The organism is Caulobacter sp. 602-1, assembly GCF_003931565.1.
Lineage (GTDB): Bacteria > Pseudomonadota > Alphaproteobacteria > Caulobacterales > Caulobacteraceae > Caulobacter.
In genome coordinates, this window is record NZ_RRYI01000001.1 from 70,153 (window position 1) to 88,218 (window position 18,066).

The following is an 18,066-nucleotide window of genomic DNA, read 5'->3' on the forward strand; positions in this document are numbered from 1 at the left end:
GGACGACCCCCGCGCCTTTTGCTTGTCGCGAAGACCGATTGTCCGGGGACGACCCCACCTTTTCAGAAAAGGGGCTCGTCATGGCCTGGATCATCCTCCTTATCGCCGGCCTCTTCGAAGTGGGCTGGGCCGTGGGCCTGAAGTTCACCGAAGGCTTCACCAAGCCGATCCCGATCGCGCTGACCGCCATCAGCCTGGCGCTGTCCATGGGCCTGTTGGGCTGGGCGGTGAAGACCCTGCCGCTGGGCACGGCCTACGCCGTCTGGACCGGCGTCGGCGCGGTCGGCACGGCCATCGTCGGCATCGTGCTCTTCAAGGAGCCGGCGACCGCGGCCAGGCTCGTCTGCCTGGGCCTGATCGTGGCCGGAATCCTGGGGCTGAAGGTCTTCTCGCCGACGGCCTAAGCCGCCGCCCGACCTTCGTCGCCGATGAACGCCAGGCAGCGCTCGGCGACCGCCTCCCAGCCGGGTTCTCCGGGCAGCCAGTGGCTCATCTCGGGGAACACCTCGACGCCGCCGCCCAGGCGCGCGGCTGTCTGGCGGACCGTGGCGGGCGGATGGATGATGTCCTGGCCGCCGGCGATCGCCAGCACGGGACAGCCCGGCGCCGTGACCGAGGTGGTCATGAAAGGATCCAGCCACCAGTTCAGCGTTTCCCAGAGGGCCCGGCCGCTCTCGGCTGTCATGCGCGCGAAGATGGCCTTGCGTTCGGGGCGCTGCAGGCGGTCGACGCTGTAGCGGCGCACGACGCCATAGTCCGGGGCGATGGCCTGCAGCCAGTAGGGGCCGAGAGTATAGAGGCTGACGGCCGAGACCGCCTCCTCCAGGCTCGCGCCCGAGACGCCCCAGGGCGCGGAGGGAGCCAGCAGGATCAGCTTGGAGGTCTTGGCGCGGCCGGCGGCCATCTGGGCGACCAAGCCGCCCATCGAGTGGCCGATCAGGATCGGCGGTGTCTCGCAGGTCTCGATCAGACGCGCGATCTGGCGCGCGTAGTCGCTCATCGAGGCTCCGGCGGCGCTGCTCTGGCCGTCATGCCCGATCAGGTCTGGCGTCAGCACGCGATGACCCGCCGCCTCGAACGGCGCGCGGAAGGCGTCGAAGGTCCAGCCGCCGCAGAAGGCGCCGTGGACCATGATCACGGGTGCGCGCATGAACGCCCTAAGAAAACCCCGCCGACGAAGCAGTCGGCGGGGATCAGCCTACACGCTCTACTTCGCCTTGGGCGAGGTTTTGGCGGGCGCCTTTGTCACGGGCGCCTTTGTCGCGGGCGCCTTGGCGGCGGCCGCCTTCGGAGCCGTGGTCTTCGGGGCCGCGGCGGCTTTCGGAGCGGCCGCCTTGGGCGCGGCCTTGGCGGCGACCGGCTTCGCGGCCGGAGCCTTCGGGGCGGCTTTCGGCGCGGCGGTCTTGGCGGGAGCCGGAGCGGCCTCGGCCTTCGGCTTGGCCGGAGCCTTGGGCTTAGCGGCAGGCGCGGCCTTCGCGGCCGGGGCCGGAGCGGCCTTGGCGGCGGGCTTCGGCGCGGCGGCGGCCTTGGCCGGAGCCTTGGGCTTGGCGACCGGAGCAGCCTTCGCGGCCGGCGCGGGTTTGGCGGCCGGCGCGGCCTTGGCCTTCGTGGCCGGCTTCGGAGCGGCCTCGGTCTTGGCGGGCGCGGCCTTGGCCGTCGCCTTGGGCTTCGCCTCGGTCTTCGGCTTGGCGGCGGCCTTGGGGGCCGCGGCCTTCTTCGGCGCGGGCTTCTCGGCCGCCGGAGCGGGAGCGGCCGCCACGGGGGTTGGCGCGGGGGCCGGGACCGGCGTTGGGGCTGGAGCCGGCGTCGGGGCAGGCTCCGCCGCCTTTACCGGCGTCGGCGCGGGTTCGGGCGGCTTGGCCGGAGCCGGAGCCGGAGCCGGAGCCGCGGCGGGCGCGGGAGCCGGAGCCGCCGTGGCGGCCGGAGCTTTGTTCTTGCCCGTCAGCCAGGCGATCACGTCGTCGAGGATCTTCATCGTGTTGGGCTCGTCTATGAGATAATGGGCGTTGTTGGGGTAGATCTTGAGTTCGGCCTGCGGGTATTTGCGGCCGAGACGCTGGACATCGTCCAGCGGCGTGGTGCGGTCCAAGGCGCCGGCATTGACCAGGATCGGCACGGTCACCTTGGTTTCATCGACATAGGCCGTCTTGTGGACGTCCTTGTGCGGCCAAGCCAGGTCGGCCAGCGCCTGGCCGCTGTCATAGACCATCGTGGCGTAGAGCGCGTCGTGACGCTCGGCCGGCACGGCGTTCATGACGCCGAACTTGAAGCCGGTCTTCCACATCTTGCCCGCCCGGGTCTCGGGCCTCGATTGGAGGGCCATGTTCAGGAAGGTGAAGACCGGAGAAAGCTTGGGCTTGCCGCGCGCATCGGCCGGCGAAGCCGGGGCGAACAGCACCAGAGCCGACGCATGGCCGGCCTCGGCGACCTTCTGGGCGATCAGCCCGCCCATCGAATGGCCGAAGACCAGTGGCTTCTTGCCGGTCTCCTTGGCCAGGGTCTGGGCCAGGGCGCTCATCTCGGCGACATAGTCGGCCAGGGAGAGGCCGACCAGGCCCGCGCGCGGCCCCTCGACCGTGCGCACCGCCGACCGGATGGTCGGCGCCACCACGCTATAGCCTTCGGCCTTCAGCCGCGCGGCGACGGGACCCCAGACATCCCCCGCGCAGCCGTAGCCGTGAATCAGCAGAACCGTATCCGCCATTCGGTACTCCCCAGCGCGGGAGATCAGCCGCCGCGCGCGAACCCCTGGAACGCGGCGACCACAGCTTCGTAGACCCCGCGCTTGAAGGGTACGATCAGTTCGGGTGCTTCGTCGAGCCTGCCCCATTTCCAGGCGTCGAACTCGACGTGCTCGTCCGCTTCCAGATCGATCTCGGCCTCGTCGCCGATGAAGCGATAGGCGAACCAGACCTGCTTCTGCCCGAGCCAGCCGCGCGAGCGCTTTTCGTTGGCCAGCACCTCGGGCGGAAAGTCGTACGTGATCCAGCCTTCGGTGCGGCCCAGGAGTTCGACGGAGCTGACGCCGGTCTCCTCGGCCAGCTCGCGGCGCGCCGCCGCCTCCAGGTCCTCGCCCTCGTCGACGCCGCCTTGCGGGAACTGCCAGTTGTAGGGCGGCGGCTGTTTGTGGCGACGACCCAGCCAGACGCGGCCGTCAGGATGGAACAGGACGATGCCGACATTCGGGCGGTGCTTGGGATGGTCGAGCTCGGTCATGCCGAGCCTTGTTCCACGAGTTCTAGTGGTGCGCCAGGGCCGACGCCGGGGCTAGCTGCATCCCGCGCGCCTGCAGGCCGGCGGCCCAGATGCGCACCTGGTTGATCGTCACCGGATAGGCGAAACCCGAGCCCAGCGACTGTCCGCGACCGGCCGCGCCCGTCTCCAGCGCCCTGAGCTGGGTGTCGATGGCGCCGGCCGACAGCTCGTCGTCGATCACCCGGTCCGCCGAGGCGCGCGGGATCGGGCCGGCGCGGCGTGAGGCCAGGCCGTCGTCGACGAAGGCCAGGCCCCGCGACTTGAGCACGCCGTTGAAGGTCGCCATCGCCTGGTCGTTGTCGACAAAGCGGGCGCCCAGATAGTTCGACAGACCGAAATAGCCGGTGGCGCGCGACATCAGCCACTCCAGCTTGCGCACGGTGTCCTCGGGCCGGTTGGCGGCGATCAGGGTGTAGGGACCCGGATCGTTGGCCGGATAGTCGGCCGGCTCCATCGGGGTCTCGAGCAGGACCTCGTGGCCGTGGGCGCGGGCCAGATCGATCCAGCCCTGCAGGCCCTCGGCATAGGGCGCGAAGGATAGGGTGATCTCGCCGGGCAGGGTCTCGATCGCCGCGCGGGTGGTTTGAGCGTTGAGGCCCAGCCCGCCGATGACCACCGACACCTTGGGGCGGCCGTTGGGCGTGAACGGGCGGGCATAGGCCTCGGCCGCGGTGCGGCCGTCGGCGCCGATGATCGGCAGCGGACCGCCGCCGGGGCCCGGCGCGGTCAGGCCGGCGATCGGCGCCTGGGCCAGGCCCGGGCCCTGCTGGATCGGCGGCAGGTTCTGAAGACCCTCGGCGGTCGGGGCCTGGGCGTCCTCGGGCTTCACGGGCGCGAAGGGATTGGCCGACAGGCCCAGCTGGCCGGGGACCAGTTCGGCCTCGTGCGCGCCTTCGCCGCCCAGGCCTTCGCGCCAGCCTTCGGGCGCGTTCTTGGTGGCGCCGATCTTCGTCAGCTCCAGCCGAATCACAGGCGAGCCGGCATGGGGGTCGCTGGTGATCAGGACCAGCGTCGCCAGCGAGGCCAGGAACAGGCAGGCCGCGCCGCTGGCGCCGATGAACGGATTGCTGACCGCGGCCATCAGCTTGGCGCGCAGGTCGCCGGACCCGCCCGGAGCGGGCGTGGCGGCGGCATAGGCGGGCTTACGCGAGAAGGAGACGGCCATGACCCGTTGAGGCTAGCGGGGAAGCTTCCAACATATGGTTAACGAGATATGGCCAGAGGACGTCCTGCCGGCCCTCGCGCTGCGACGCGGCGACGCGGGCGCCGCTGAAATTGGCGTTTTCTGCAATCGCGGCGGGCGCTGAACGATCACGGCGTTCGCGCGAGACCTGATCGGTTGACGGGCGCGCGCATGGCCCATCTCCTGAAGACCTCTCGCGGGAGAGATCGGGCCCCTGGCCCGGCGCTGAAGGCGAAACCACCCCGGAAACGCTCAAGCAGAAGGACCGCGCGAGACGTTGAACGCTGGAAAGCAGGGCGCGTACCGCCCTCGCCGAAGGAGCAAGGCGACCGCCCGTCCATCGGAGGCGGGGCGCTGAATCTCTCAGGCCCAAGGACAGCGGGGGTGTGAAGGCGAGCCGTCCCGGTTCGCTCAGACCCACGCGTGCGCCAATGTCGATCTAGCTGATCCCGTTTATCGATATAGCGAAATGTATTGAACGCGATCGTCATGAACGACTTTCGCGAAATATCTATTATAAGTTCACCTATCAATATTACCGATGTTCATAAATTCGGCAAAGCTGTGCAACGTTTTAACTTTGTGAATATTTGGCCCTATTCCTTACGTTTCTTGATTTACCGATGGTGTCGCCTTGATGACGTTGCCCTGGTCAAAATGATTGGGGATAGTCATGACCACTCACGGATCCGCACGCACCGCCGCCCGCCTTAGGGCGCTTCTTCTCGCAGCCACCGTCCTGGGGGGCGCGACGCCGGTCCTGGCCCAGGAGGCCGACAAGGCCGCCGAATTGGAAACCGTCGTGGTGACGGGCAAGCGCCTGTCGGAAGCCAGTGTCGCCATCGGCACCGACCACGCCACGGCCACCGTCTCGATCACCCGCGAGGCCCTGCTGTCGGCGCCGGCCGGGATCACCGGTCTGAAGATGCTGGAGAGCCTTCCGGGCTTCAACGTCCAGGCCAACGACGCCCTGGGCATGTACGAGTTCGGCAACTCGGTCTCGGTGCGGGCCTTCAACTTCCAGCAGATCGGCTTCCTGCTGGACGGCATCCCGATGGGCCGCAGCGACCAGTTCGGCGGCAGCCCGATCTATCGCTATGTCGACAACGAGAACCTGCTGCGGGTGACCGCCTCGGCTGGGGCCGGCGACGTCGCCCTGCCCAGCTACGCTTCGCTGGGCCCCATCGTCGACTACTTCACCCAGGCCCCGTCGCAAGACGCTGGCGGCGCGATCAGCCAGACCTTCGGCAGCGACGATCTGCGCCGCACCTTCCTGCGCCTGGAGTCTGGCAAGGTGGGTCCGCTGTCGGGCTATGTCAGCGGCTCGTGGATCAAGGGCGATCTGTGGCGCGGTCCGGGCACGATCGATCGCAAGCACTACGAGGGCAAGCTGAAGTACGACCTGCCCAACGGCGGCGACATCAGCTTCCAGACCGTCCACAACGACTATTTCGATTATGACAGCCCGTCGATCACCAAGGCCCAGTACGCCGGGACGGCGGGCGACGTGTTCGGCCGCCAGGGGCGCTATTTCGCCTATCTGGGCGCGGTGCCGACCTCGGTCCCGTTCGGCACGCCGCTGTCGATCCCGACGGGCAGCTTGCCGGAAGCCGTGGCGGGGGTGCCGTACTCCAACGCCAACTACGCCCAGTACTACAAGTTCGCCGTCAACAAGCGGAAGGACCACCTCTACGGTCTGACGCTGAACACGCCGATCACCGACAATTTCGACCTGACCACCACGGCCTATTACGAGGACAAGGGCGGCTACGGCGTCTCGCCGGAGGCCTACGCCACGTCCAAGGCCAGCTACGACGCCGAGGTCGGCAAGGTGGCGGGCATCGTCGCCCCACGCGGCATCCAGTACGGCCTGTCCGGCATCGACGGGATCCGCAAGGGCGTCACCGCCAAGGTCGCCTGGCATCTTGGCTTCAACAAGATCGAGGCCGGCCTCTGGCTGGAGAACGACGACTATCACCGCACCCAGAACCGCTACAATGTCGAGAACGGCAATCCCGACGGCAAGCCGTTGTTCAACGAGCGGGTCCACGCCCAGCGCGACTACAAGTCGCTGCGCGAGACCAAGCAGTTCTTCGTCAAGGACACCGTCACCCTGCTGGACGCCAAGCTGAAGCTGGAGCTGGGCTTCAAGGCCACCGACATCGACTACAAGATCGCCGGCTATCGCAATCCGGCCGACTATATCAACGGCCGCCACCCGATCCTGAAGGACAACTGGAAGGACAGCTTCCTGCCCCAGGTCGGCGCGGTCTACAGCGTGACCGGCCGCGACCAGATCTTCGCCTCGTATTCGGAGAACATGGCCCTGCCGCGCGGCGCCGACGACATCTTCTCGGCCGCCAGCCCGACCGTCGCCGGCCCCGATCCCGAGACCTCGACCAACTGGGAACTGGGCTACCGCGCCAACCACAAGACGTTCAACGCCTCGATCGTGGCCTACCAGACCGAGTTCAAGAACCGCCTGCAGGCCTTCGCCTCGCTGGTGCCCGGCGGCGGCGGCACGACCGAGACCTTCTACCAGAACGTCGGGGCGGTGAAGGCCAAGGGCGTCGAGTTCAGCGGCCAGTGGAAGCCCGAACTGTTCGCCGGCAAGGCCTATTTCAACGCCAACGTCTCGTATAACGACGCCAAGTTCCAGGACGACGTCCTGAACTATCGCGCCAGCACCACGGCCGCGCCGACCACCCTGGCCGTCGCCGGCAAGAAGGTGCCGGACTTCCCCGACTGGGTGTTCCAGGGCGGCGTGACGCTGGAGCCTTTCGACGGCCTGCTGATGAACATCTCGGCCCGCCACCTGGAGAGCCGCTTCACCAACTTCATCAACAGCGAGAAGGTCGGCGGCTACACCATCGTCAACGCCTATATCGACATCGGCGACGGCTTCGCGGCCGGGCCGTTCAGCCAGGTCAAGGCGCGGGTCAATATCGATAACCTGTTCGACAAGGACTATCTGGGCACCATCAACACCACGGTGAACACGCCCGCCAGCTTCCGCCCGGCGCCGCCGCGCACGATCCAGTTCACGATCTCCGCCGACTTCTAGTCCCCGCCCTCCGGTCGGCCTCTGCAAGGGCCGGCCGGACCCTTTTCGAGCGTACCCATGACCCGTTTCCTTCTCGCCACGACCGCCGCCCTGGCCCTGGTCGCCGGCGCCGCGCCCATGACGGCCTGGGCCGCCGATCCGGCCGCCGCGCGCAAGCTGCACGAGGGCCTGCTGACCCTCGACACCCACCTGGACACCCCCGCTAATTTCGGCCGGCCGGGCTGGGACATCCTCGACCGCCACTCGGCCGACAAGGACGGCTCGCAGATCGACTATCCCCGCATGGTCGAGGGCGGGCTGGACGGCGGCTTCTTCGCCATCTTCACCAACCAGGGACCGCGCACGCCCGAGGCCACGCGGGCGGCCCGCGACGCGGCGATCATCCGCGGCGTCGAGATCCGCGAAATGGTCGCCAAGCACGGCGACAAGTTCGCCCTGGCCCTGAAGGCCGACGACGCCGAGCGCATCGCCGCCCAGGGCAAGCGCGTGGTGTTCGTCAGCGTCGAGAACAGCTATCCGATGGATGGCGACGTTACCCTGCTGTCGACCTTCTATGCGCTGGGCGTGCGGATCTCGGGCCTGGCCCACTTCAAGAACAACGACATGGCCGACAGCTCGACGGACACGCCCGAGTGGCATGGCCTGTCGCCGCTGGGGAAACAGTTCGTCGCCGAGGCCAACCGCCTGGGCGTGGTGCTGGACGGCTCGCACTCGTCCGACGAAGTGCTGGATCAGCTGATCGCACTCTCGAAGACGCCGGTGATCCTGACCCATTCGGGCTGCAAGGCGGTGTTCAACCATCCGCGCAATGTCGACGACGCCCGCATCAAGGCCCTGGCGGCCAGCGGCGGCGTCATCCAGGTCGACGCCTATTCCAGCTACTTGATCGAGACGCCCAAGAACGCCGAGCGCGACGCGGCCATGGCGGCGCTGCGGGCCAAGGCGGGCGCGCGGGCCAAGATGACCGAGGCCGAACGCGCGGGCTTCATGGCCGAGATGAAGGCCATCGACGCCAAGTACCCGGTCCCGAAGGCGACCTTCGAGGACTTCATGAACCACCTGAACCACGCGCTGAAGGTGGCCGGCGTCGACCACGTCGGGATCGGCATCGATTTCGACGGCGGCGGCGGGGTGACCGGTCTGAACGACGCCTCGGACTACTGGAAGATCAGCGAGCGCCTGCTGGCCGAGGGCTACACCCGCGACGACTTGGCCAAGATCTGGGGCGGCAATGTCCTGCGGCTGCTGCGCGCGGCCGAGGCGGCCAAGGCCGCGTAGGGCAGAAACGAAAAGCGCCGCCCCGGTTGCCCGGAGCGGCGCTGATTGGATCGAGGAAGGCGGAAAGCCTTACTTGTTTTCGCTGACCGGCTTGCCGGCCGCCGCCGCGGCGGCCTTGGCGGTGACCTCGGCGACCTTGGCCGCCGGCTTGGGCAGCTTCGGCGTATTGGCGACGCCGCCGGCGTTCAGCACGGCGATGGCGCGCTGCAGCTGGAAGTCGCCCTTCTTGTCGTCGAAGGCCGTCGGCGGGGCTTCGGCGGGCGTGTGGACGCCCACGCGGGTCTTGCCCTCGTCGGCGTTCAGCGCGTTCTTGAAGCTGGCCTCGCTGAACCAGACGCGGTTGGCGATGTCCTGGGCCTGGTCGCGGGTCTGGGCGACCTCGAGGTCCGGGGCGATGCCGGTCTTCTGGATCGAGCGGCCCGACGGCGTGAAGTAGCGCGCCGTGGTCAGTTTCAGGGCGCCGTCGGCCCCGCCGCGCAGCGGGATCACGGTCTGGACCGAACCCTTGCCGAAGCTGGTCAGGCCGACCAGTTCGGCGCGGTGGCGATCCTGCAGCGCGCCGGCGACGATTTCCGCCGCTGACGCTGAGCCCTGGTTGATCAGCACGACCATCTTCATGCCGTTCAGCAGATCGCCGGGACGGGCGTTGTAGCGCTGGATATTGCGCGGATCGCGGCCGCGCTGGCTGACCACTTCGCCGCCGTCCAGGAACACGTCGGCCACACCGACCGCCTGGTCCAGCAGACCGCCCGGATTGTTCCGGAGGTCGAGGATCAAGCCCTTCATCTTCGGGTTCTTGGCCTTCAGCTCGTTGATGGAGGCGACCAGGGCGTCGGTGGCCTTCTCGTTGAAGCCGGGCAGGCGGACATAGCCGTAGTCGCCTTCCATGCGGGCGATGGCGGCCTTGGGCTTGATCACCTCGCGGACCAGCTTGACGTCGAACGGATCGGTCTTATCGCGAGCGATGGTCAGGGTGACGGCTTCGCCGGGCTGGCCCCGCATCTGCTTGACCGCCTCGTTGACGGTCAGGCCCAGCACGCTCTGGCCATTGACGGCGGTGATGTAGTCGCCCGCCTGGACGCCGGCGCGCGAGGCCGGAGTGCCATCCATCGGCGAGATCACCTTCACGACGCCGTCCTCGCTGGTCACTTCCAGGCCGAGACCGCCATATTCGCCGCGGGTGGTGTCCTGCATGTCCTCATAGCTGTCGGGCGACAGATAGCCCGAGTGCGGGTCGAGGCTGGTCAGCATGCCGTCCAGCGCCGCTTCGATCAGCTTCTTGTCGTCGACCTCGGTGACGTACTGGTCCTCGACCGTGCCCAGCACGTCGCCGAACAGCTCGAGCATCTTGTAGGTCTTGGTCTTGGGCGCGTTGTTCGCCTGGGCGATGGGACTGACATAGGCCATGGCCCCCGCGCCGAGGACGAAGGCCGAAACTCCGATGAGCAGATACTTGCGCATTAGGCCCAGAAGGCTCCCTGGCGACGCGCGGCGTCGCAAACCAATTTTAGCCCCATCCAACCACTGTCAGAAGCCGGAGGTATAATTACGGCCACCATTACTGAAAAAGCCGTCTACCGCGACTCCTGTTTGAGCCAACGCTCCGGATCGGCCGGCGCGCCGTTCTCCCGGACCTCTAGATAGAGTTCCGGCTCCGAAGATACATGATCCGGCATCTTGCCGATGGGGGCGCCGGCCGCGACAGATTGTCCGGGTGACGCGGTAATCTGGTCGAGGCCCGCCACGACCACGTGATAGGCGCCCTGGGCTCGAAGAATCAGCACCGCGCCCCAGCCGTTCAGCGCGCCGGCGTATTCGACCGTCCCCGCGACCGGCGCGTTGACGGTCAGGCCCTTCTCCGTGCGCAGGGTCAGGCCTGGCGACTTGCCGCCGGCCGGCATGTCCTGGCCAAAGCGGCGCACGATCTCGCCCGCGGCGGGAGGGCGCAGCACCAGCGGCCCGGTGGCCTCGACCCGACCCAGGCCGTCGGTCAGGGCGCCCAGGGTGCGCAGCTCATTCTGCTGGGTCAGGGCTTCCTGGGCATAGGCCCGCTCCAGCTGGGTCTTCTCGATGATCAGCCGCTCGATCTCGCCCTTGCGGTCGGCGACCGCGCTCTCGGCGGTGAACAGTTCCGCCGAGGCGGCGGCGGCCTCGCGGCGCAGGGTCCCGACCGCCACGGCCTGGCGGCCATAGGCCTCGGCGCGGCGCTGCAGCTCCGGCGTCATGGCCCGGATCAGGATCGCGGCGCGCACCGCGTCGCGCGCGTCGTTCGGCGTCACCAGCAGGGCCGGCGGCGGATCGCGGCGAAACAGCTGCAAGGCCGACAGCAGCAGCGACAGCCGCTGCCGGTTGGCGCCCAGGTCGGCCAGTATGGCGTTCTCGCGGGCGTTCAGGGATTCCAGCCGCGCCCGCTTGGCGTCGACATCGCCGCCGGCGGCGATGCGGGCGTGGTCCAGGCGGTCCAGCTCGGCCCGTAGATCCTCGATCTCGCGGCGGGTGTCGATGGCGGTCTGGCGATCCTTGGCCCGCTGGTCCTCGATCGCGCGATCGGCGCGCTGCCAGCCGACCACGGCCGTCGGGACGGCGAGGGCCAGGGCGCAGAGGGCGATGACGAGTCGCGAGCGGGACATCGTCCAACCTCTAGAGCATTTCCCGACGAAGTGGATGCCGGTTCGTCGTCAGAAAATGCGCCAAAACAGAACGCTAGAGCATTTCACCGATCCAGTTGGATCGGAAAATGCTCTAGCCCTAATCGCGGTGATAGGGCGAGCCCGAAAGGATGGTGGCGGCGCGATAGATCTGCTCGGCCAGCATGGCCCGGGCCAGGGCGTGCGGCCAGGTCTGCGGCCCGAAGGCCATGGTCTCGTGAGCGGCGGCCAGGATCGAGGGATCCAGGCCGTCGGCCCCGCCGATCAGGAACACCACCCGTCGCGCCCCGTCGTCGCGCAGGCGGGCCAGATGATCGGCGAAGGCGCGGCTCTTCCAGGTCTTGCCATGCTCGTCGCAGGCGATGACGTGGGCGCCGTCGAGGTGCGGACGCAGGACCTCGGCCTCGGCGGCCTTGCCGGGCTTGCGGGCCTCGACCTCGAGGATCTCGACCGGACCCAGGGCCAGGGCGCGGCCGGAGGCGGTGGCGCGGGACGCATAGTCCACGGCCAATTGCGCCTCGACCATGCGGCCGAGCTTTCCGACGGTGAGGATGGTGATCTTCATGAAGGAAGCTCTAGAGCCCTTTCCGATCTGATCGCATCAATCAGATCGGATAAAAAGGGCTCTATTTCAAAAGCTTAGAGCATTTTTCGATCCGATAACCGTTTCACACTTATCGGAAAATGCTCTAGGCCGTCACTCAGCGAAGAGCGACGGCCGAGCACGAGGGATCAATTCGCCGCGGTGCGGTGCGGGGCGTCGACCGCCCAGATCTTCTCGATGTTGTAGAAGCTGCGCACTTCGGGACGGAACAGGTGGATGACGACGTCGCCGGCGTCGATCAGCACCCAGTCGCAGTGCGGCAGGCCTTCGACCCGCGCCTTGCCGTAGCCGTTTTCCTTCAGCGCCCGCAGCAGGTGGTCGGCCAGAGCGCCGACGTGACGGTGCGAACGGCCCGACGCCACGATCAGGCTGTCGGCGACCGAGCTCTTGTCCGCCAAGTCGATGTGGACGATGTCCTGGGCCTTGTCGTCATCCAGACGTTCGAGGATCAGGCGCTCCAGCGCCTTGAGATCGAGGGGCAGACTCAGGCCCGGGGATTCAGTCGAGGACTCGGCGCCGGCCGGGCCTTCGTGCGCATTAAGCGCGGGGTCGCTACGCAGCGGATTGCTCCTTATGGGGTCGCTGTGGATAGTCCTCATAGCACGGAATTGGGCGAACCGTGAGGGGGTGATGGTCGAACGCCGATTCGCCAGTGGCCCTGAGGCGTTCACGCAACGCTCGAAAGCTTGGCTTTCAGCCCTTTTGCCGCGCCCGCATGGCGGTCGAGGACGCGAAGTTCAGCGGTCCCGTGAGGTAGACCCAGGCCGGCGACTGGGCGTCGGGCAGCTTGGCCGCGGCGCTGGCGGGCCAGCGGGCGAAGGCGAAGCGGCGGGCGGCCGGCGAGGTGCGGGCTTTCAGCGCGATCCAGGGGCGGGAGATCACGGCCACCGGCACCTCGCGCATGATCTGGGTCCAGCCCCGCCAGCGATGGAAGGTGGCCAGGCTGTCGGCGCCCATCACCCAGACGAACTTCACGCCGGGATAGCGCGCCCGCAGCACCCGCAGGGTGTCGATCGTGTATTGCGAGCCCAGCCGCGTCTCGGCGTCGGAAACGATCATGCCCGAGCCGCGCGCCCAGCGGCGGGCGTTCGCCATCCGCTCGGCCACCGGCCGGGTTTCGTGCGACGACTTCAGCGGGTTCTGCGGCGACACGAGCCAGATGACGCGGTCCAGCTCCAGGCGGCGCATGGCCGTCTCGGCCACGTGGGCATGGCCCTCGTGCGCCGGGTTGAAGCTGCCGCCGAACAGGCCGACGCGCATGCCCGGCTCCAGATGGAAGCCAAGACGCTGAGCGTTGGGCCGGCCGGCCTCAGGGACGAGTCTGGCCGGTCCCGCGAACCACATATTTGAACGTCGTCAGTTGCTCGGCCCCAACCGGGCCGCGGGCATGAAGCTTGTCGGTGGCGATGCCGATCTCGGCCCCGAAGCCGAACTCGCCGCCATCGGCGAACTGGGTCGAGGCGTTGACCAGCACGATGGCGCTGTCGACCTCGGCCACGAAGGCGTCGGCGGCTGAGGCGTCCTCGGTGACGATCGCGTCGGTATGGCCCGAGCCATGGGCCGCGATGTGCCGCGCGGCGCCGGCCACGCCGTCGACCACGGCCACGGCCAGAATCGGGGCCAGGTATTCGGTGGTCCAGTCCTCAGGGGTAGCCTTCTTCATCGTAGGTTCGATGGCGCGGGCGGCGGCGTCGCCGCGCAGTTCGCAGCCGGCCCGGATCAGGGCGTCGGCGATCGGGGGCAGGAGCTTTTCGGCGGCGGCCTTGTCGACCAGCAGGGTCTCGGCCGAGCCGCAGACCGACACCCGCCGCAGCTTGGCGTTGACGACGATGTCGACGGCCTTCTTCATATCGGCGCCGGCGTGGACGAAGACGTGGTTGAGGCCTTCCAGGTGGCCCAGCACCGGGGCGCGGGCCTCGGCCTGGACGCGGGCGACCAGGCTCTTGCCGCCGCGCGGGATGATCAGGTCGATGGCCTTGTCCAGACCCGACAGGATGGCGCCGACGGCGGCGCGGTCCGGGGTTCTGACGATCTGGACGGCGGCGGCGGGAAGGCCAGCGGCCTTCAAACCGCGTTCTATCGAAGCGTGCAGCGCGAGGTTGGAGTGGATGCACTCCGAACCGCCGCGCAGGATCACCGCGTTGCCCGAGCGCACGCACAGCGCGGCCGCGTCGGCGGTCACGTTCGGGCGGCTTTCATAGATCATGGCGATCACGCCGATCGGGGTGCGGACGCGGCTGATGTCCAGGCCGTTGGGCTGGGTCCAGCGCGCGGTGGCCACGCCGACCGGATCGGGGATGGCGGCCACGGCCTCGACCCCGGCGGCGACGCCCTCGAGGCGCGCCTCGTCCAGGGCCAGGCGGTCCAGCATCGGGCCGGAGACGCCGTTGGCCTCGGCGCGGCCCAGGTCCTTGGCGTTGGCGGTCAGGATGGCGACGGCGTCCTCGCGGATCGCGGCGGCCATGGCCTGGATGGCGGCGGTGCGCTGCTCTGGCGTGGCGAGGCGAAGCGCATGCGCGCCCTCGCGAGCCGTCCGGCCCATCCCCGCCATCGTCGCCTGCAAGCTGGCGCCCGCGTCGTCCATCGTCCCCGTCCTGATCCTGATGGTCCTGGTAAGTTATGCTCAGGTTGAGGCTTACCTAGGCGCTTTCAGGGCAGGATGAAACAAGGTTCGTCTGAAAACGGACGGAGTTTTGTTGGGGCGGTCTCGCTTCGGGATGGGTCGCCGGCCATCCAGGCCGGTATGTCGCTGGCTGTGTGCAGCACACGCCAGACGTCGATGTGATCCTCGCGGGCAATGTAGAAGACGACATAGGGATAGCCGCGCAACGGCCAACCGCGCAGGCCGGGCAGGTCGAGTTCGTGGGCGTAGCGGCTCGAGCCGGCGTCCGGTCGTTCGCCGATCAACCGATAGGCCCGTTCGAGCGCGTCGATGAAGCCGAGTGCGACTTTCCGACTGGCTTCCGCCAGATAGAAATCCAGCGCGTCGTTGATGTCGCGCTCCGCCAGGGCGCGCGGTATGACGTCCTTGGACTTCAAGAGCGGTCGCGCACCCGCGCCCGAAGCGCGTCGAAGTATTTCGCGTCCGCCTTGGCGCCAGACGGCGTGGCCGCGCCGTCCAGCAGCAGGGTGCGGAGATGCTGGCGGTCCTGATCCTTGCGGATCAGGTCCCGGACATACTCGCTGCTGGTCCCGTAACCGCGGCCAGAGACTTGTTCGTCGACAAAGGCCTTCAAGGCGTCCGGCAACGAGATGTTCATCGTGGTCATGGGATCAGGATGCGGTTCTTGGCAAAAATTGGCAAGGGCCGCGCTTGACGTGCTACTCCGCGTCCCACGCATAAGCCTTGTCCAGCCAGTCCCCCAGCCGGCCGTCCGGCCGCGCCAGGGCGTGGATCCGGGTCATCTCGTCGTCGGACAGGGCGAAGTCGAGGATGTCGAAGTTCTCCTCGATCCGCGCCGGGTTCTTGGTGCGCGGGATGGCGATGATCCCCTGCTGGATGATCCAGCGCAGGGTGACCTGGCCGGGGGTCTTGCCGTGGGCGCGGCCGATCTCGACCAGCACCGGGTCCTGGGCGACCTTGCCCTGGGCCAGCGGCGACCAGGCCGTGATCGAGACGCCCAGCGCGTCGGCCTTGGCCTTCAGGGTCTTGATCGACAGGTAGGGGTGATACTCGACCTGATCGTTGGCGATCGGGGCTTCCGACAGCTTCGCGGCTTCTTCCAGCAGGGCCGAGGGGAAGTTCGACAGGCCGATGGCGCGGGTCAGGCCCCGCGACTGGACCTCGTTCAGCGCCTTCAGGGTTTCGGCCAGCGGCGCCTCGGGCTTGGGCCAGTGCAGCAGCAGCAGGTCGACATGGTCGACACCCAGCTTTTCCAGGCTCTTCTCGGCCGAGCGCTGCAGGTCGCCATCGTGGAACTTGTCGATCCAGACCTTGGTGGTCAGGAAGATCTCGTCGCGCTTGACGCCGCTGTTCCTGATGCCCGCGCCGACGTCGCGCTCGTTGCCATAGATCTGGGCGGTGTCGATGTGGCGGTAACCGACCGCCAGGGCCTTCTCGACCAGGGGGACGGCCGTGCCGTTCTCCAGCTGCCAGGTGCCGAAGCCGAGGGCGGGCATCAGGACGTCGCCCGAACGGATGGCGGGAACGAGCTTGGACATGGAGAACTCCTGGGAAGACGTCAGGCGCATATAGGCTCTGGCCTGGCCAGCGCCACCTTGGCTCGAACGCGCGAGAGGGCGATCAAGACCATGGCGAAGGCTCGCCCGGCGCGGATCCTCAAGGCGGGGCCGCCGTCGGATGGGCGTCGTCCCAGGCCTTCAGCAGCTTCTTGGGCGCGGTCGCGCGCCATTGACGGAGGACCAGTCGCTCAACCGTGCCCGGATGAGCCTGGGCCAGGCGCACCAGGACATAGGGGTAGTTCCTGAAATGGTCGGTGACATGGAAGACGTCCGGTTCGGCCTCGACCAGCATCTCGCGTTCATCGGACGGCACGGCGGGGCAGACCAGGCTTTCGCCGTCCTCGAACAGGCGGGTCAGGAACTTGCCGTGCGCCTTCAGGCAGGGCCGGCCATAGGCGGTCCCATCCTCGACCCCGGGCAATTTGAACGCGAACGCTCTGACGTCGTCGTAGGTCATGGGCTCTCTTCCCCAGCGCGACTATATGTGGGGAATGGACGCTGAGAACACCCTGAAGACGCCGGTCCTGGTGCTGGGCGCGACCAGCCTGATCGGGGGGCACCTGCTGGCGCGGCTGAAGGCCGAGGGGCTGGACCCGACGGCGTTCAGCCGGCGCCCGCCGGCCGAAGAGACCTGCTGGATCGGCGGCGACCTGAAGGATCCCGACCTGGACGATCGCCTGCCGGTGGCGGCGACGGTGTTCGCGTTGTCGCCCATCTGGCTGCTGCCGCCAGCCCTGCCGGCGCTCAAGAGCCGGGGCATGGAGCGCCTGATCGCCTTCTCCTCGACCAGCCGCTTCACCAAGGTCGACTCGCCGGACGAGGGCGAGCGAGCGGTGGCGCGGAGGTTGGCGGAGGCGGAGGCGGCGGTCGAGACCTGGTGCGCCGAGCACGGTGTCGCCTGGACCGTCCTGCGGCCGACCCTGATCTATGACGAGGGTCACGACGAGAACGTCAGCCGCATCGCCCGCCTGATCCGCCGCTTCCACGTGATGCCGCTGTCGGGCGACGGCGCGGGCCTGCGCCAGCCGGTTCATGCCGAGGATCTGGCGGCTGGCGCGCTGGCCGCCGCCCACGCGCCGGCGACGAGGAACCGAGCCTATGACCTGGTGGGCGGCGAGACCGTGACCTACCGCCTGATGGTCGACCGGATCTTCGAGGGTATGGGCAAGACTCCGCGCAGCCTGCCGATGCCGACCTGGCTGTTTGGCCTGATCATGCGGCTGGCCAAGCCGTTCTATCCGGGTGCGACGGTGGCCATGGGCGCGCGGATGGGCCAGGACCTGACCTTCGACAGCTCCGCGGCGATGCGGGACTTCGAGTGGAGGCCGAGGGCGTTCCACCCGCGGTTCTAGTCCGCGTCGGCCAGCACCATGGCGAAGGGCGTCAGGCCGCCGTCGCGTTCGACATAGCCGCTGACCAGCTTGCGATCGGGCGGCAGGACGCCCAGGTCGATCTCTTCCGTGGGGAACACCACGATGCGGCGGTCGCCGATGCAGACCACCAGCTCATACCCATCCAGCGCCCGGCGCGACATGTTCTTGATGTAGGAATAGTACGGCTCGCGCCGCCAGCTGGCGGGCTTGCTGGCGTCGACCACCACGTTCAGGCGCTTGCCGTCGCGGTCGGAATACAGGACGAAGCCGGCCTTGTCCGGCCGCCAGGCGTCGCCCAGCCTTTCGGACGTGATCCACAGGCACATGAAGCTCCGGCACGCCTGGGGCCGTCGTTCGTAATTGCCGCAGCCGCCGCCCTTCCTGAAGTGCGAGCACCAGACGCCGTCGGCCTTGTTCAGGGCCTCGATGGCCAAAACCTTGCAGCACAGGCCGCAGTCGCCGCAACTCTTGTCGCCCAT

19 protein-coding genes and 1 riboswitch are annotated in these 18,066 nt (G+C 68.2%); of the genes, 4 read left to right on the plus strand and 15 right to left on the minus strand.

The window, feature by feature from the left end; translation table 11 throughout:
- Positions 1 to 80 precede the first annotated feature (80 nt).
- Entirely contained in the window at positions 81 to 404 is a 324-nt protein-coding gene (sugE, locus tag EIK80_RS00360; protein ID WP_125154989.1) for a quaternary ammonium compound efflux SMR transporter SugE, read from the plus strand.
- Here the strand turns inward: sugE and EIK80_RS00365 are convergent.
- The 4 genes from EIK80_RS00365 to EIK80_RS00380 are packed head-to-tail and all read right to left on the minus strand — an operon-like array spanning position 401 to position 4,420.
- Positions 401 to 1,150, minus strand: a complete 750-nt coding sequence (locus EIK80_RS00365; protein ID WP_125154990.1) for an alpha/beta fold hydrolase — start codon at positions 1,148 to 1,150, stop codon at positions 401 to 403. The genes sugE and EIK80_RS00365 overlap by 4 nt on opposite strands.
- A gap of 57 nt (positions 1,151 to 1,207) precedes the next feature.
- Complete coding sequence (locus tag EIK80_RS00370; RefSeq protein WP_125154991.1) at positions 1,208 to 2,704, minus strand: alpha/beta hydrolase; 1,497 nt, start codon at positions 2,702 to 2,704, stop codon at positions 1,208 to 1,210.
- 23 nt (positions 2,705 to 2,727) lie between these two features.
- Positions 2,728 to 3,216, minus strand: a complete 489-nt coding sequence (locus tag EIK80_RS00375; protein WP_125154992.1) for an RNA pyrophosphohydrolase — start codon at positions 3,214 to 3,216, stop codon at positions 2,728 to 2,730.
- 22 nt (positions 3,217 to 3,238) lie between these two features.
- Complete coding sequence (locus tag EIK80_RS00380; RefSeq protein WP_125154993.1) at positions 3,239 to 4,420, minus strand: divergent polysaccharide deacetylase family protein; 1,182 nt, start codon at positions 4,418 to 4,420, stop codon at positions 3,239 to 3,241.
- Between the two features lie 205 nt (positions 4,421 to 4,625).
- A riboswitch (glycine riboswitch) is annotated at positions 4,626 to 4,716 on the plus strand.
- Between the two features lie 383 nt (positions 4,717 to 5,099).
- On the opposite strand from EIK80_RS00380, the gene EIK80_RS00385 reads away from it, so the two are divergent.
- The gene (locus EIK80_RS00385) at positions 5,100 to 7,502 is read left to right on the plus strand and encodes a TonB-dependent receptor (RefSeq protein ID WP_125154994.1); all 2,403 of its coding nucleotides are present in this window, start codon (positions 5,100 to 5,102) and stop codon (positions 7,500 to 7,502) included.
- 57 nt (positions 7,503 to 7,559) lie between these two features.
- The gene (locus EIK80_RS00390; protein ID WP_125154995.1) at positions 7,560 to 8,780 is read left to right on the plus strand and encodes a dipeptidase; all 1,221 of its coding nucleotides are present in this window, start codon (positions 7,560 to 7,562) and stop codon (positions 8,778 to 8,780) included.
- Positions 8,781 to 8,849: 69 nt separating this feature from the next.
- Here the strand turns inward: EIK80_RS00390 and EIK80_RS00395 are convergent, their stop codons facing one another.
- From EIK80_RS00395 to EIK80_RS00440, 10 genes are all read right to left on the minus strand, one after another.
- On the minus strand, positions 8,850 to 10,241 hold the full coding sequence (locus EIK80_RS00395) for a S41 family peptidase (RefSeq protein WP_125154996.1): 1,392 nt from the start codon (positions 10,239 to 10,241) through the stop codon (positions 8,850 to 8,852).
- 113 nt (positions 10,242 to 10,354) lie between these two features.
- A complete protein-coding gene (locus EIK80_RS00400) occupies positions 10,355 to 11,410 on the minus strand; it encodes a murein hydrolase activator EnvC (protein ID WP_125154997.1) in 1,056 nt (351 codons plus the stop codon).
- A 118-nt stretch (positions 11,411 to 11,528) separates the two neighbouring features.
- Positions 11,529 to 11,993: a 23S rRNA (pseudouridine(1915)-N(3))-methyltransferase RlmH gene (gene rlmH, locus EIK80_RS00405; protein WP_125154998.1), complete on the minus strand. Its 465-nt coding sequence runs from the start codon at positions 11,991 to 11,993 to the stop codon at positions 11,529 to 11,531.
- Positions 11,994 to 12,160: 167 nt separating this feature from the next.
- Positions 12,161 to 12,592, minus strand: a complete 432-nt coding sequence (gene rsfS, locus EIK80_RS00410) for a ribosome silencing factor (protein WP_125155808.1) — start codon at positions 12,590 to 12,592, stop codon at positions 12,161 to 12,163.
- A 133-nt stretch (positions 12,593 to 12,725) separates the two neighbouring features.
- Entirely contained in the window at positions 12,726 to 13,376 is a 651-nt protein-coding gene (locus tag EIK80_RS00415) for a nicotinate-nucleotide adenylyltransferase (RefSeq protein ID WP_125154999.1), read from the minus strand.
- The gene (locus tag EIK80_RS00420; RefSeq protein WP_125155000.1) at positions 13,342 to 14,616 is read right to left on the minus strand and encodes a glutamate-5-semialdehyde dehydrogenase; all 1,275 of its coding nucleotides are present in this window, start codon (positions 14,614 to 14,616) and stop codon (positions 13,342 to 13,344) included. Before EIK80_RS00420 ends, EIK80_RS00415 begins: the two co-directional genes overlap by 35 nt.
- A 65-nt stretch (positions 14,617 to 14,681) precedes the next feature.
- Positions 14,682 to 15,071: a type II toxin-antitoxin system RelE/ParE family toxin gene (locus EIK80_RS00425; RefSeq protein WP_125155001.1), complete on the minus strand. Its 390-nt coding sequence runs from the start codon at positions 15,069 to 15,071 to the stop codon at positions 14,682 to 14,684.
- The gene (locus EIK80_RS00430; RefSeq protein WP_125155002.1) at positions 15,068 to 15,301 is read right to left on the minus strand and encodes a type II toxin-antitoxin system ParD family antitoxin; all 234 of its coding nucleotides are present in this window, start codon (positions 15,299 to 15,301) and stop codon (positions 15,068 to 15,070) included. The genes EIK80_RS00425 and EIK80_RS00430 overlap by 4 nt, the downstream gene beginning before the upstream one ends.
- A 52-nt stretch (positions 15,302 to 15,353) precedes the next feature.
- Positions 15,354 to 16,193, minus strand: coding sequence for an aldo/keto reductase (locus tag EIK80_RS00435; protein ID WP_125155003.1), 840 nt, complete (start codon positions 16,191 to 16,193; stop codon positions 15,354 to 15,356).
- Positions 16,194 to 16,311: 118 nt separating this feature from the next.
- Positions 16,312 to 16,671, minus strand: a complete 360-nt coding sequence (locus EIK80_RS00440) for an MmcQ/YjbR family DNA-binding protein (protein WP_125155004.1) — start codon at positions 16,669 to 16,671, stop codon at positions 16,312 to 16,314.
- Between the two features lie 34 nt (positions 16,672 to 16,705).
- On the opposite strand from EIK80_RS00440, the gene EIK80_RS00445 reads away from it, so the two are divergent.
- Positions 16,706 to 17,566 (plus strand): NAD(P)-dependent oxidoreductase, encoded by an 861-nt coding sequence (locus EIK80_RS00445; protein ID WP_125155005.1) that lies wholly within the window; start codon positions 16,706 to 16,708, stop codon positions 17,564 to 17,566.
- Here the strand turns inward: EIK80_RS00445 and EIK80_RS00450 are convergent.
- A complete protein-coding gene (locus EIK80_RS00450) occupies positions 17,563 to 18,066 on the minus strand; it encodes a YkgJ family cysteine cluster protein (protein ID WP_125155006.1) in 504 nt (167 codons plus the stop codon). The genes EIK80_RS00445 and EIK80_RS00450 overlap by 4 nt on opposite strands.

Bases quoted from the DNA above. Each gene is read 5' to 3' on its own strand.
- sugE (WP_125154989.1), top strand. From the start codon at position 81: ATGGCCTGGATCATCCTCCTTATCGCCGGCCTCTTCGAAGTGGGCTGG.
- EIK80_RS00365 (WP_125154990.1), bottom strand. From the start codon at position 1,150: ATGCGCGCACCCGTGATCATGGTCCACGGCGCCTTCTGCGGCGGCTGG.
- EIK80_RS00370 (WP_125154991.1), bottom strand. From the start codon at position 2,704: ATGGCGGATACGGTTCTGCTGATTCACGGCTACGGCTGCGCGGGGGAT.
- EIK80_RS00375 (WP_125154992.1), bottom strand. From the start codon at position 3,216: ATGACCGAGCTCGACCATCCCAAGCACCGCCCGAATGTCGGCATCGTC.
- EIK80_RS00380 (WP_125154993.1), bottom strand. From the start codon at position 4,420: ATGGCCGTCTCCTTCTCGCGTAAGCCCGCCTATGCCGCCGCCACGCCC.
- EIK80_RS00390 (WP_125154995.1), top strand. From the start codon at position 7,560: ATGACCCGTTTCCTTCTCGCCACGACCGCCGCCCTGGCCCTGGTCGCC.
- EIK80_RS00395 (WP_125154996.1), bottom strand. From the start codon at position 10,241: ATGCGCAAGTATCTGCTCATCGGAGTTTCGGCCTTCGTCCTCGGCGCG.
- EIK80_RS00400 (WP_125154997.1), bottom strand. From the start codon at position 11,410: ATGTCCCGCTCGCGACTCGTCATCGCCCTCTGCGCCCTGGCCCTCGCC.
- rlmH (WP_125154998.1), bottom strand. From the start codon at position 11,993: ATGAAGATCACCATCCTCACCGTCGGAAAGCTCGGCCGCATGGTCGAG.
- EIK80_RS00415 (WP_125154999.1), bottom strand. From the start codon at position 13,376: ATGTGGTTCGCGGGACCGGCCAGACTCGTCCCTGAGGCCGGCCGGCCC.
- EIK80_RS00420 (WP_125155000.1), bottom strand. From the start codon at position 14,616: ATGGACGACGCGGGCGCCAGCTTGCAGGCGACGATGGCGGGGATGGGC.
- EIK80_RS00430 (WP_125155002.1), bottom strand. From the start codon at position 15,301: ATGACCACGATGAACATCTCGTTGCCGGACGCCTTGAAGGCCTTTGTC.
- EIK80_RS00435 (WP_125155003.1), bottom strand. From the start codon at position 16,193: ATGTCCAAGCTCGTTCCCGCCATCCGTTCGGGCGACGTCCTGATGCCC.
- EIK80_RS00440 (WP_125155004.1), bottom strand. From the start codon at position 16,671: ATGACCTACGACGACGTCAGAGCGTTCGCGTTCAAATTGCCCGGGGTC.
- EIK80_RS00445 (WP_125155005.1), top strand. From the start codon at position 16,706: ATGGACGCTGAGAACACCCTGAAGACGCCGGTCCTGGTGCTGGGCGCG.
- EIK80_RS00450 (WP_125155006.1), bottom strand. From the start codon at position 18,066: ATGGGCGACAAGAGTTGCGGCGACTGCGGCCTGTGCTGCAAGGTTTTG.